Below are 12,057 nucleotides of genomic sequence, written 5' to 3'. Positions count from 1 at the left end.
CAACGCTTTTTCAGGCAATTTCTGGCGGTTCAGTCCCGTTTCACCCTCTGCACAATCAACGTTCGATCGATGTGCAATTAACTGCAATTAACGTTCAATCAGCGTTCAATCAGCGTTCAATCAGCACTCAATCAACGTTCAACCAACGTTCAATCAACGTTCAATCCACCTTCAAGACAACGCCCAATTAACCCTTTTTCAGCATGAAGGAACTCCAACGCTTGGCGATCGACCCGGCCCAATGGCATGGGGGCCAAATTCAGTTCACCGCCGACCAAGATCGCTATCTGCGGCGGGTGTTGCGGTTGGAACCGGGCGATCGACTGGTGGCCCTGCTGCCGGAGCCAATCGGGGACAGCCGTTGGTGGTTGGTTGGTCTCGGGTCCACGGGAGCCACCGCCCTGAAACCCCTGCCGGAGCCGATCGAACCCATCCAAACCCTGACGCTGTTGGCGGCTTTGCCCAAGGGATCGGGGTTTGATGAGGTGGTGCGGCAGGCGACGGAGTTGGGTGTCACGGAGATTGTGCCGGTACTGAGCGATCGCACGCTGATGCAACCCAATGGCAACCGGCTGGAACGGTGGCGACGCATTGCCCGAGAGGCCGCCGAGCAATCCGAGCGAGCCACAATCCCGACGGTGACCGAGCCGCTGGCTTGGCCCGCCGCGATCGCCCAGATGGTCGAACATGACGGGCGGTTTCTTTGCGTGGCCCGGCGATCGGCTCCCCACCTTTGGCAGGCTTTGCAATTGCTGGCTGATCCTGTGCGCAACCCAACTTCAGCCCCCGCTTCAGCACAATCCCAGTCTCCACGGGCGATCGCCCTGGCCGTGGGGCCAGAGGGAGGCTGGAATCCAGCGGAGGTAGACCAGGCCTTAGCGGCCGGTTGGCAGGTGGTTTCTTTGGGTGGGCGGGTTTTGCGGGCCGTGACGGCTCCGTTGGCGGCCCTGGCGATTGTGAATGCTTGGGGCGAAACAATCGCCCATGAGCTGGCCCCCTCAGCCGTTGATTAACCCCTGAGCATTCCCCGCTGGGCCGCTCACTCCATATGATTGCGGGATATCTAGAATTGGGTGGAAATTTGCCATGTGTGCTGCTGCGATCGACCGAGGCCATTTGCTGACGGAACAGGCTAACCCCAACAGCGAGGCACTGGATCAACTGTCTTCCCTGGAACTGGTGGATTTGTTTAACCAGGAAGATGCCAAAACCCTGGCGGCGATCGCCCAAGCGCGGGAACCCCTGGCCCGAGCAATCGACCTCGCGGCAGCGGCCTTGGCCCAGGGCGGGCGACTGTTTTATATCGGCGCAGGCACCAGCGGCCGGCTGGGGGTGCTGGATGCGTCGGAATGTCCACCCACCTTTTGCACGGATCCCGAACTGGTGCAGGGCATCATTGCCGGGGGGCCGCCAGCCCTGTTGCGCAGTTCCGAAGCCTTGGAAGATCGCGCAGAAGATGGGGCCGCAGCCATGGCCGAGCGATCAGTGGGCGATCGGGATCTGGTGGTGGGAATCACGGCCGGCGGCACAACCCCCTACGTCCAAGGCGCGTTGATCGAAGCGGCCCACCGGGGAGCGAAAACGGTCTTTTTGGCCTGCGTCCCGATCGACCAAGTGCCGCCGCCCGGTGGCTCGGTGGATGTGGATTTGCGATTGCTGGTGGGGCCAGAAATCTTGGCCGGTTCCACCCGGCTGAAATCGGGAACCGTGACCAAAATGGCCCTGAATATCCTGTCCACCGGGGCTATGGTCAAGCTGGGCAAGGTCTATGGCAATCGGATGGTGGATGTGTCAGTCACCAACAGCAAGCTCCGCGATCGGGCGGTGCGCATGGTGCGCGACTTGGCCAACCTGAACCGTGCCGAGGCGGAAGATCTGCTGGATCGATCGGGCAACCGCGTCAAAACCGCCCTGTTGATGCATTGGGCCGGAGTCGATCGGCCCCAAGCAGAACAGTTCCTCACCCAAGGGGGCGGCCAACTGCGGCAAGCCGTGACCTTAGCCCAAAGCGCCAGCAGCCCCGCGTAACGGTTCGGCAATCCCGATCCGCCCCGGCCAAGCAACTGCGATAGGATGGGGCGTACTGCATTCCTGAACTGAGACCGGAAACCGCCATGCCCCTTGCCTCCGAAAATTTGGCAACCAGCGCGATCGCCCTCGCCGCCCTTGTCATTCTCGGCTGGGGGTTTTACCGGGCCCGCCCCTTCGGCAAGCTGGGCATTCTGGCTTGGCTGCAATCGGTGGCGCTGATGTTGCCCTGGTTGGCCTTCTTTGCGCTGTTTGCGGCCGGTGTTTATCTCAACCTGGCGGGCATTTTGTTGGTGTTGGCCCTGTCCACGGGGTTGTATATCTTCCTGGGCAACCGATTGCGGGCCGCAGCGAAGGAGTTACCGCCCCCGAACCTCTCGGCCTTGGCCCATCCGGAAACCACCCCCGATGCGGAATCGGCCGCGATCGAAGGGGCCGCCGCCCCCAAACCGCCCACGCCGCCCCTGCCCGGAATGTCGGAGGTGGTTCCCATCCCCGCTGAAGACCTGAAAACCATTCAAGGCATCTTTGGCATTGACACCTTTTTCATCACCGAAACCGTGCCCTACCAGGAAGGTGCAATCCTGAAGGGCAACCTACGCGGGGAACCGGCGAAAGTTCATGCCAACTTAAGCCAAAAACTGACAGAACGCCTGGGCGATCGCTACCGGCTGTTTTTGGTGGAAGGGCCCGACGAGCGGCCAACCTTTGTGGTGTTGCCCAGCAGCACGGATCCCAAACCCGCTTCCTTGGGGCAAAAGCTGTTTGCGGTGGCCCTGATGATCGCCACGATCGCCACCTGTCTGGAGTCGGCCGGGTTGCTGCAAGGGTTTGACCTGTTCTCCACGCCCGCTCGGGTGATGGATAGCCTCCCGATCGCCCTGGGGCTGCTGTCAATTTTGGGCGTTCATGAACTGGGTCACCAAATCCTGGCCCGCAAACTGAACGTCAAACTCAGCTTGCCCTACTTCCTTCCCGTTTGGCAGATTGGCTCTTTTGGGGCCTTTAACCGGTTTGAATCTTTGCTGCCCAACCGCCAAAGCCTTTGTGATATTGCCTTGGCGGGGCCGGTGGCGGGTGGAACCCTGTCCCTGTTGCTGTTGTTGGTGGGGTTGGAGCTGTCGGGGCCGGGCAGCCCTTTCCAAATTCCCTCGGAATTTTTCCAAGGCTCCATTTTGGTCGGAACCCTAGCCAAGCTGGTGCTGGGGGCCAAGCTCCAGGATTCCTTGGTGGATATTCACCCCCTCGTGGCGATCGGGTGGTTAGGGTTGGTGATTACGGCCATTAACCTCATGCCCGCAGGCCAATTGGATGGGGGCCGCATTGTCCAAGCGATCTACGGCCGCAAAACCGCCCGCCGCACCACGATCGGGACAGTGGTGGTGTTGGCTTTGGCTTCGTTGGCCACGCCGTTGGCGCTCTATTGGGCCTTGGTGATTGCCTTTTTGGTGCGCGACTTGGAGCGGCCCGCCTTGGAAGAACTGTCGGAGCCGGACGATGCCCGCGCGGCGTTGGGACTGTTGATGTTGTTTTTGATGGTGGCGACCCTGTTGCCCCTCACCCCCAGTCTGGCCGGGCGGTTGGGCATTGGCGGCTAGGGCCAATCTCAAGACTTCCCAATCTCAAGACTTCGCAATCTCAAGACTTCATGGGTTTGAGCAATTCACAAGCACTTCATTGATTGAGGATTGCTGATGTGGGTTGCCGCTCTTGAAATGCTTCTCCAGAAGATCCATTCACAGGAGACCCCCTATGACCCTGTTGCAACGACTGGAACGCTACACCCAAGGGCGATCGACCGAAGTTTGGATTGTCCATGCGATCGTGGATGGCGAGCCGGATCAGGTGATGGTGTTTAAGGGCTTTTCTAGCTCCCTGATGCGCCCCACGGCTTTTGATCCGGATGTGCCGGTTTTGCCGCCCGATGCCACGATTACAGCGGTCGATCGGGCCATGGCCCCTTTCAAGCCCACGGAGCCGCGCTATCTTGACCAGGGCCTCTCGATCGACCATGTGGATGCGCTGCTGGCGGCGGCCGATTGCTAGTTGTTCGGCCAGCCAACGGTTAGCCGCTGGTTTTGGAAATTAACCAGGGCCGAATAGATTCATAGTCTGAAATTCAGAGTCTGATCGTGGCGCTTTGACAGTGAGACTGGTTTTCAGACTCCCCACCAGCCCAAGGTGACCAGCAGCGGTGGCACCAACAACACCACTCCCACCAACACCGCCACGATCGCCGCCATCAACACGGCCGCCGCTGCACAGTCCTTGGCGACCTTGGCCAAGTCGTGGTAGTTCTTGCCCACGGTCAGATCCACCACCGACTCGATCGCCGTATTTAACAACTCCAGCGCCAACACCAGCCCGATCGTTAAACCCACCAAGGCCAGCTCAACCGGGGGCCGCTGCAACCCCACTCCCAGCCCGATCGCCACCACCGCCACCACCGTATGGAGACGGAAATTGCGTTGGGTCAAAAACGTATGCACCAACCCCGCACCGGCATAGCGAAAGCTAATCAGCAGATTGGGGGCAATTTTCCAAGCTTGGTCGCGGCGGGTGGCGGATGGTGAAGGTTTTTGGGGTTTCTGTGAATCGTTCATCAAGGCTGACGACGGATGACGGGGAAACCGGCGGGCACGCGGCGGAACATCCAAGGCGGCGCGACGGAAAACAGACAGCAGGAGTCGGCGGAGTCTCAACAAGATCAAAAATTAACAGGAGCAACCGGTCGGCGAGCCACCCATCAACCAGTCCAGGGGCGGAATTTGCCCGGAACCTGGCCCATGGATTGTTATCCAGCCAATAGCTTGGCGAGATCGACCTGCGGGGTCAATCCAACCGCTTTGAGCAGGGCCGTTTGCCGATCGAGCATTTGGTTGAGTTCCGGCTCCGTGGGGTGATCCCAACCCAACAGGTGCAAGAATCCATGGGCCGCCAGCCAGGCTAACTCCGTGGTTAGGTCATGGCCCGCTTCGGTGGCTTGGCGTTGGGCCGTTTCCACGGAAATCACCACATCGCCCAGTTCGATCGCCCAGTCCCCCAATTCTGCATCGTCCACCTCTTCGAGATCGGCAAAATCCACCTCGGGCGCTTCCCACTCCAAGGCCGCAAAGGCCAGCACATCCGTGGGTCGATCGACCTGGCGAAACTCCGAATTCAGTTGATGGATTTCCCGATCGCCCGTTAACCGCAAGCTCAGTTCCAGCGGCGGCAGTTGGCCCGCCTGATCCACCTGATCCACCAAGTAGGGCATGTCCTGGGGCGATCGGGCATCTAGCTGAGCTAACCAGGTTTCAAACCAACCTTGCCAAGTGCTATCCGCGATCGCCACGGTTAGGGGACTGTAGCCCGTTGGCTCATCCTGCACACAGACGTAAATCGGTGCGTCGTCGTCCACTTCCGCCAGCTCCATTTCAAATTCGCGCATGGTTTTGGGCCTCGGGAGAGCAGATCCTAGCGGGTGAGATAAGCCAAACCCACCAACGCCCCCAACAGGACGATCGTGGTGAGGGCAAAGTGCTGGAGGGATTTGCCCCCCTTGCGCACCATGTTCCGCATGGCCAACTTCACGTAGCTGGGCGGTGGTTCCGAGGGGGAAAGGTTGGGGGGCGTTTCGGTTTCGGGAGCCATGGAAAAACTCTGGAAAAGCTTGCGGATTGCGAAGGGATTGAATCGAGTGGCGTTGCGGGTGGCCATTGGGGTCACCGCCCCGCTCGATCGTCAATGGTACAGGAGCAAGATTGGCCGCGACCGATCGACCTCCCCTAAATCCATCCCCGATCGCGCCCAAATTGCATCACCAATTGATCGCCCGCCTTCAGGGACTTCACGAGCCAATCCAGTTGCAATTGGGCCTGGGCTGCCGCATCCAAGGCCCAATCGGGGCGATCGGCCCGCAACCGCGTGGTTAGGTCATAGAGACACAGGGCCACGCTCACGGAAATGTTGAAACTTTCGCTGAAGCCAAACATCGGAATCACCGCGTAGTGATCCGCCAGTTCCAAGGCTTCCGGCGTGAGGCCCGTCAGCTCTGTGCCAAACAAAATGGCCAAGGGCCGATCGATCGGCACAGCCTGAATGGTAGTGCTGCGTTCGTGGGGCGTGGTGGCCACCAGCGTATAGCCCTTGGCTTTAAGATCTTGCAAACAGCGGGCCGTGTTCGAGGGGGCCGGCGCGGCTTCTCGGTAGTGCCGCAGGGTTAACCAGCGATCGGCCCCAATGCTCACCCCCCGGTTCGGTGCAAACTGATTGCGCGTTTCAATCACATGCACATCTTGAATGCCAAAGCCATCGCAACTGCGCAGCACAGCGCTGGCGTTGTGAGGTTGATAAAGATCCTCCAGCACCACGGTGATTTGGCGGGTGCGCTGGGCAACGACCGACTGAATGCGCCCCCAGCGATCGGGCGTGACAAAGGTGCAGAGATGATCGATCAAAGCCTGGCGATCGGTCGGGGTCAAACGGTCAAGGTCAATGGCAGCAGCGGGCATGGGCAAGCGATCGGCAGAACCTGCCCATCATAAGGCGATCGCCCCCGGCTTCGCCCCTCGCTAAAATGAAGTCAATCTGTGCCTATCTCCCAGAGGTTGCCATCAGCATGGTTATCAGCACTGAGGTTTCCCAGGCTTCCTCCGCTCATCGGCCGGGCGATCGTCCAGATCCAGCCCTCAACCCAAGCCCCGCCGAGCACCGAGCGATCGAACAGCAGTACCCTTCCTGTGATGGACAGCCCATGGCCGAGAACACTGAGCATTTTGACTGGATTGCCAAGTTCAAAGCCAACCTAGAACTGCTGTTTGCGCAAGATCCACAGGTGTTTGTGGCCGGCGACTTGCTTTGGTATCCCGTGGAAGGCGACCCCAAACAGCGGCAAGCCCCCGACACCATGGTTGTGTTTGGGCGGCCCAAGGGGCCGCGCAGTTCCTATTTGCAATGGCGAGAAGCGGGAATTGCGCCGCAGGTGGTGGTGGAAATTCTGTCGCCGGGCAATCGGTTTGGCGAGATGCTCAAGAAATTTCAGTTTTATGATCGCTTTGGCGTTGAGGAATATTACCTCTACGACTATGGCCGCAATGAGTTAACCGTTTGGGTGCGATCGCCCGAAACCAGCCAACTGGCAGAAGTGGAGTTTGGGCAAACCTGGACCAGTCCCCGCACAGCGGTGCAATTCCACCTGAGCGCTGATCGGTTGGCTTTGATTCGACCCGACGGCCGGCCATTTTTAAGTTTTGTGGAACTCGACCAGGAGCGTCAGGCGGCGGTGGACTTGGCCAGCCAAGAACGCCAACGGGCAGAACAGGAACGCCAACGGGCAGAACAGGAACGCCAACGGGCCGATCGCCTGGCGGCCCTGCTTCGGGCCCAAGGAATTGATCCCGACCAGCTTTGACCAAAAGAAAGGGTACAAGCCCCGCCCTTCTAGGGCGGCTTTTTCGATCAACCCCGCTTATAGTGTTAGTTATGAAAGCACGATTTCGCTACCGAATTTATCCCAATCGCCTGCAAAGATTAATGCTGGCGAAGACGTTCGGTTGCGCTCGTGTGGTCTACAACGATGCAATTCGGTTGCGTCAAGACCTCTATCAGCAAGGGGAGAAAGTTAGCGATACTGAAATTCAGAAACGGGTGATTACCCAAGCCAAGCTAACCGTTGAACGTGAATGGCTATCGGAAGTTGCATCTGTGCCGTTAGTTCAATCCTTGCAAGATGTTCATCTGGCTTTTCGTAATTTCTTCAAAAGCTTGAAGGGTGAGCGCAAAGGCCGCAAGATTGGGTTTCCGAAGTTTAAAAAGAAACACTCAACTCAATCCATTCGATTCACAACTAACGGTTTTTCGGTTAAGCCCAACTCGGTTTACCTAGCCAAGATCGGCTGTGTTCGAGTCAAGTGGTCACGGGAGCTGCCATCCGATCCATCATCAGTGACGATCATCAAGGATGCAGCCGATCGCTACTTTGCGTCGTTTGTCTGTGAAGTGGATCCGATCGCTCTGAAGGCTATCAACAATGGAGTTGGCATCGACTTAGGATTGACCACCTTTGCCACTTTGTCCACGGGTGAAAAGGTACGAAGTCCCAAGCCTTTAGCCAAATCCCTCAAGCGATTGCGCCGTGCTCAAAAATCCCTCAGCCGCAAGGTCAAGGGCAGCAAGCGGCGGTATCTAGCCCGCCGCAAGGTGGCTCGGATTCACGCCCGCATCAAAGACCAACGAACCGACTTCCTACACAAGTTATCGACCCGGATCGTTCGCGAGAACCAAGCGATAGTTTTGGAAGATTTGAATGTGTCGGGCATGGTGAAAAATCGCAAGTTGGCGCGGGCAATTTCTGATGCTGGCTGGTACAGCTTCCGCCAAATGATCGAGGGCAAATCGATCCGCTACGGGCGGGATTTCCAGGTGATCAGTCGATGGGAACCGACTAGCCAGCGTTGTTCATCTTGTGGTCAATTGGGCGGCAAGAAACCCCTTGATGTACGCGAGTGGGTCTGTATGCAATGCGGGGCAATTCACGATCGCGATGTGAATGCCGCCATCAATATCCAAGTCGCGGGCGGGCAGTCCGAGACTCAAAACGGACGTGGAGGCCAGCGCAAATCCAGTTCGCTGGTAGCAGCCGATGAAGCGTCAACCCGTGGTCTAGTCGAGCAACTTCGGTTGTTTGCCTAGGGCCGGAATCCCCGCCCCTTTAGGACGGGAAGGATGTCAAATACCCCCTGCAATCAATCAACGGGCATTCTCAAAGGATTTATGGGCCGATGGTGATACCATCGGACAGCCTTCTTTGCCCCTTGTTTGCTATGCCCTTGAAGGATTTTGAGCAAGACTCAGCCGGCCGTCACTTCAGCTCCTCGCCGGCCACCCTCACCACCGAGGCAGACTCCTCGATCGCCCGAGAATGGTGGGTCGAGCGTTGGCTAGATCTGCTCAATGGCTATCGTTTCAAGAAGCGGCTGGAACGGGCCCGGGACTATGCTCGCCAAGGCCATGTGCTCAGTATTGATTTTAAAAATGCCAAGGTAATTGCCCGCGTTCAGGGCACGGAACCGGAACCCTATCGCGTGTCCCTGTCGATCGACCCGTTCACCGATGAGGATTGGGCGGCGGTGGCGGAAACCCTGGCCCAACAGGCGGGTTTTGCGGCCAAGCTGTTGGCGGGTGAAATGCCCCAGTCGATCGAGCGGGCCTTTGCCACCAACGGCCTGTCCCTGTTTCCCTTTGCCTTGGGCGACATTCACAGCCAATGCACCTGTCCGGACAAGGCGAACCCCTGCAAACACATCGGCGCGGTCTATTACCTGCTGGGCGATCGGTTCAGTGATGATCCCTTTGTGTTGTTTCAACTGCGGGGCCGCACTCAGCAACAGTTGCTCAAAGCATTGCGGGAGGTGCGATCGCGCCTGGTGGCGGAACTGCCGGAACCCGTCGTCGCCAGTGAGCCGATCGCCCTGGAGCCGATCGACCCACAAACTCCGATCGCCCCGGCCACCGTCCCCGTGAACCTCCAGCAGTTTTGGGACTATGACCAACCCTTGGAACCATCCCTAGTGGTGATTACGCCGCCGGCCGATGGTGACACCCCCCTCAGCCTCTTGGGGCCCTTGCCCTTACCAACGGACGGCACCACGGACAATCGATCGACCCAAAAAGTGGTGACCCAATACCTGGAAGATGTCTATCGAACGGCAGGCCAGGCGGCCACCGTGGCGGCCCTGTCCTGACCCTCCACCCTCGCCATCTGTCCTCGTGCTGGTTCTTATCGTCCTGGAGGCAATGCCATGACCACCCCCCTGAATGGTTCGGTGCGCGGTGAACGCCCGATCGGGCCGCCCGCGCCCGTGCAGGTGGTGGGCATTGGCTTGGACGGGGCCGCCGGTCTGAGTGAACAGGCCCGATCGCTCATTGCGGAAGCCACCTTGCTGGTGGGCAGCACCCGGCAATTGGCCCTGTTTCCCCAAGCCACCGCCGAAACCGTTGTGCTGGGGGATTTGGATGATGTGGTGGCCGTCATTCGGGCCCACATGATCACCCAAGCAACGGAATCGGAGCCTCGGTTGGTGGTGGTTTTGGCTTCCGGCGATCCGCTTTTTTTCGGGATTGGTCGGTTTCTGTTGGAAAAACTGCCCGCCCACTGGCTGGACTTCACCCCCCACCCCAGTTCCGTGCAGCTCGCATTTGCCCGGGTCAAGCTCCCTTGGCAAGATGCAGTCATGTTCAGTGCCCATGGCCGATCGCTCGATGGGGCCGTGCGCCTGTTGCGCCAGGGGGTGGAAAAACTGGCGGTTTTGACCGATGGGGTCAGTCATCCAGGGGCGATCGCCCGATTGGTGCTGAGTTTGCGGCTGCCCGTGCGCTATCGGCTTTGGGTTTGTGAAAATCTGGGAGCACCCGAAGAACGCACCCAATCATGGGTTTTGGACGAAGCGGCCCTCACGGAAATTAGCGGCGAACTGTTTGCCAACCTCAACGTGGTGATTTTGGAGCGAATCCCCAATGCCGAGGGGATCGATCGCGCCGCCCTACCCCTCTTGGGCATTGCCGACGGCGACTTTTGCAGCTTTCCCGATCGCCCCGGACTGATGACCAAGCGAGAAGTGCGGGTGCAAATTTTGGCGGAATTGGCCCTGCAACCGAACCAAACCGTTTGGGACATCGGCGCGGGAACCGGTTCCGTATCGATCGAAATGGCGCGGCTTTGCCCCAACTCCCGCATCTACGCGATCGAACAAACCCCCGCCGGCATCAGCCTCATTGAGCGCAACATTGAACGGTTCCAAACCAGCAACCTCACCGCCATCAAAGGCAAAGCCCCGGAAGCCCTGCGGCCCCTGCCCGCCCCCGATCGAGTCTTCATTGGTGGCAGCGACGGCCGCCTTGGCTCAATCCTCGACTGGTGTGCTCCCCGCATGGCCGTTAACGGGCGCATGGTGGTGGCCCTGGCCACCCTCGACAACCAAGCCACCCTCCTCGATTGGGTGTCGCACCAAACCGGTTGGCAAGTGCGCTGGCTTCAGGTCAGCCTCGCCCAAGCCGTCCCGATCGGGCCGCTCTGTCGCTGGTCGCCCCTCAATCCGGTGATCTTGGCCACCATTACGCCGCGCTAGATCGAGTCGCGTAAAGCAAATAAACCTGAGATCCTTTCAGGATATCCATCTGGTCACAATCAACCTGCGCAAACCCCTGGGAGGTGAGGTGGTTGCGCAGTCGGTCTAGTCGCCCGTCCAAATCATGCACCTCCACCACAACCTGTTGAATCACGCTCCAAAGTTGCTCCAACCCCTGAAAAATCATTTCCTCTGACTTTTCCGCATTAATTTTGAGGAGGTCAATCCTAGGAATGGACTGCATTGAAGGAATTTGATCGAGGCGATAGACAGGACAGCTTAAGCGCTCATGACGAAAATGCTTCTTCAGGGTTTGGTCTAGCAAAAAGCCCCGCAGAAACCGAGGAATTTTGCTGAGCGCCTGCAATCGCTCCGGCACATCGGGGCCACTGGAATTGCGAATCAGGGTTTCCCGAAAGTCCACATATTCCTGATCGGTTTCATCGGGAAAAGCACTGGACAGCATGGGCGTTTCGGGATGAAAAGCAAACTCCGCCGTTCCCGTTTCACTTCCCAAAGCGCAGTTATAAATCTGCACATCAACCGGCTCCAACTGAGCCATATTTTGTGTCAGCAATGAGGCGAGCTGTGGAATGGGTTCAAACACATAGGCAGTCATTTTGCGCTGGCAAAGTTCAGCAGCCATGCTCGTAAAAATGCCCACATGCGCACCAACATCCACGACCGTTGCGCCCGGTTCCAGCTTAATTCCATGCTTGAAATACCATTGGCAATCTTCATAAATTGCCAGGGCTTCTGCCGCATTCGGACATTGCAAATGCACCTGATTTGGCAGGGTGGCCGTCGCGATTTTCATCACTGCTGTCATGGCTAGTTGATCAACGGGTTATTGACAATTCATGATCTGAATTTAGAATTCAAAATTCAAGATTGAAAGTTCAAAATCCAGATTCAGATTTAG

General features: G+C 58.3%; 13 protein-coding genes. 8 read left to right on the top strand and 5 right to left on the bottom strand.

Annotation, left to right across the window (positions count from 1 at the left end; genetic code table 11):
• Nucleotides 1-203: 203 nt before the first annotated feature.
• The 4 genes from ACZA91_RS10875 to ACZA91_RS10860 all read left to right on the top strand — a co-directional run bounded on the left by ACZA91_RS10875 (nucleotide 204) and on the right by ACZA91_RS10860 (nucleotide 4,074).
• On the top strand, nucleotides 204-1,013 hold the full coding sequence (locus ACZA91_RS10875; protein ID WP_463182335.1) for a 16S rRNA (uracil(1498)-N(3))-methyltransferase: 810 nt from the start codon (nucleotides 204-206) through the stop codon (nucleotides 1,011-1,013).
• Nucleotides 1,014-1,086: 73 nt separating this feature from the next.
• A complete protein-coding gene (murQ, locus tag ACZA91_RS10870; protein ID WP_463182334.1) occupies nucleotides 1,087-2,028 on the top strand; it encodes an N-acetylmuramic acid 6-phosphate etherase in 942 nt (313 codons plus the stop codon).
• Between the two features lie 86 nt (nucleotides 2,029-2,114).
• Nucleotides 2,115-3,626: a site-2 protease family protein gene (locus tag ACZA91_RS10865; protein ID WP_463182333.1), complete on the top strand. Its 1,512-nt coding sequence runs from the start codon at nucleotides 2,115-2,117 to the stop codon at nucleotides 3,624-3,626.
• A gap of 154 nt (nucleotides 3,627-3,780) precedes the next feature.
• Entirely contained in the window at nucleotides 3,781-4,074 is a 294-nt protein-coding gene (locus tag ACZA91_RS10860) for a DUF7734 family protein (protein ID WP_099534049.1), read from the top strand.
• A gap of 113 nt (nucleotides 4,075-4,187) precedes the next feature.
• Here ACZA91_RS10860 and ACZA91_RS10855 read toward each other — a convergent pair whose 3' ends face one another.
• The 4 genes from ACZA91_RS10855 to ACZA91_RS10840 all read right to left on the bottom strand — a co-directional run bounded on the left by ACZA91_RS10855 (nucleotide 4,188) and on the right by ACZA91_RS10840 (nucleotide 6,521).
• Nucleotides 4,188-4,733: a diacylglycerol kinase family protein gene (locus tag ACZA91_RS10855; protein WP_463182332.1), complete on the bottom strand. Its 546-nt coding sequence runs from the start codon at nucleotides 4,731-4,733 to the stop codon at nucleotides 4,188-4,190.
• Nucleotides 4,734-4,822: 89 nt separating this feature from the next.
• Entirely contained in the window at nucleotides 4,823-5,458 is a 636-nt protein-coding gene (gene ybeY / locus ACZA91_RS10850) for an rRNA maturation RNase YbeY (RefSeq protein WP_463182331.1), read from the bottom strand.
• A gap of 26 nt (nucleotides 5,459-5,484) precedes the next feature.
• Nucleotides 5,485-5,661, bottom strand: coding sequence for a DUF3285 domain-containing protein (locus ACZA91_RS10845; protein ID WP_099534142.1), 177 nt, complete (start codon nucleotides 5,659-5,661; stop codon nucleotides 5,485-5,487).
• Nucleotides 5,662-5,795: 134 nt separating this feature from the next.
• Nucleotides 5,796-6,521: a TrmH family RNA methyltransferase gene (locus ACZA91_RS10840; RefSeq protein WP_463182330.1), complete on the bottom strand. Its 726-nt coding sequence runs from the start codon at nucleotides 6,519-6,521 to the stop codon at nucleotides 5,796-5,798.
• A gap of 107 nt (nucleotides 6,522-6,628) precedes the next feature.
• On the opposite strand from ACZA91_RS10840, the gene ACZA91_RS10835 reads away from it, so the two are divergent.
• The 4 genes from ACZA91_RS10835 (at nucleotide 6,629) to cbiE (ending at nucleotide 11,135) form a co-directional block, all read left to right on the top strand.
• Entirely contained in the window at nucleotides 6,629-7,420 is a 792-nt protein-coding gene (locus ACZA91_RS10835; protein WP_463182329.1) for a Uma2 family endonuclease, read from the top strand.
• Nucleotides 7,421-7,491: 71 nt separating this feature from the next.
• Nucleotides 7,492-8,700, top strand: a complete 1,209-nt coding sequence (locus ACZA91_RS10830; RefSeq protein WP_463182328.1) for an RNA-guided endonuclease InsQ/TnpB family protein — start codon at nucleotides 7,492-7,494, stop codon at nucleotides 8,698-8,700.
• Nucleotides 8,701-8,831: 131 nt separating this feature from the next.
• The gene (locus tag ACZA91_RS10825; protein ID WP_463182327.1) at nucleotides 8,832-9,752 is read left to right on the top strand and encodes an SWIM zinc finger family protein; all 921 of its coding nucleotides are present in this window, start codon (nucleotides 8,832-8,834) and stop codon (nucleotides 9,750-9,752) included.
• A 57-nt stretch (nucleotides 9,753-9,809) separates the two neighbouring features.
• Nucleotides 9,810-11,135: a precorrin-6y C5,15-methyltransferase (decarboxylating) subunit CbiE gene (cbiE, locus tag ACZA91_RS10820; protein WP_463182326.1), complete on the top strand. Its 1,326-nt coding sequence runs from the start codon at nucleotides 9,810-9,812 to the stop codon at nucleotides 11,133-11,135.
• Here cbiE and ACZA91_RS10815 read toward each other — a convergent pair.
• Entirely contained in the window at nucleotides 11,122-11,964 is an 843-nt protein-coding gene (locus ACZA91_RS10815) for an FkbM family methyltransferase (protein WP_463182325.1), read from the bottom strand. The genes cbiE and ACZA91_RS10815 overlap by 14 nt on opposite strands.
• Nucleotides 11,965-12,057: the final 93 nt, after the last annotated feature.

This window comes from Limnothrix sp. CMB-01 (assembly GCF_055193175.1).
Note: the sequence above shows the minus strand (reverse complement) of the source record. Positions and strands in the feature narration are given on the sequence as shown.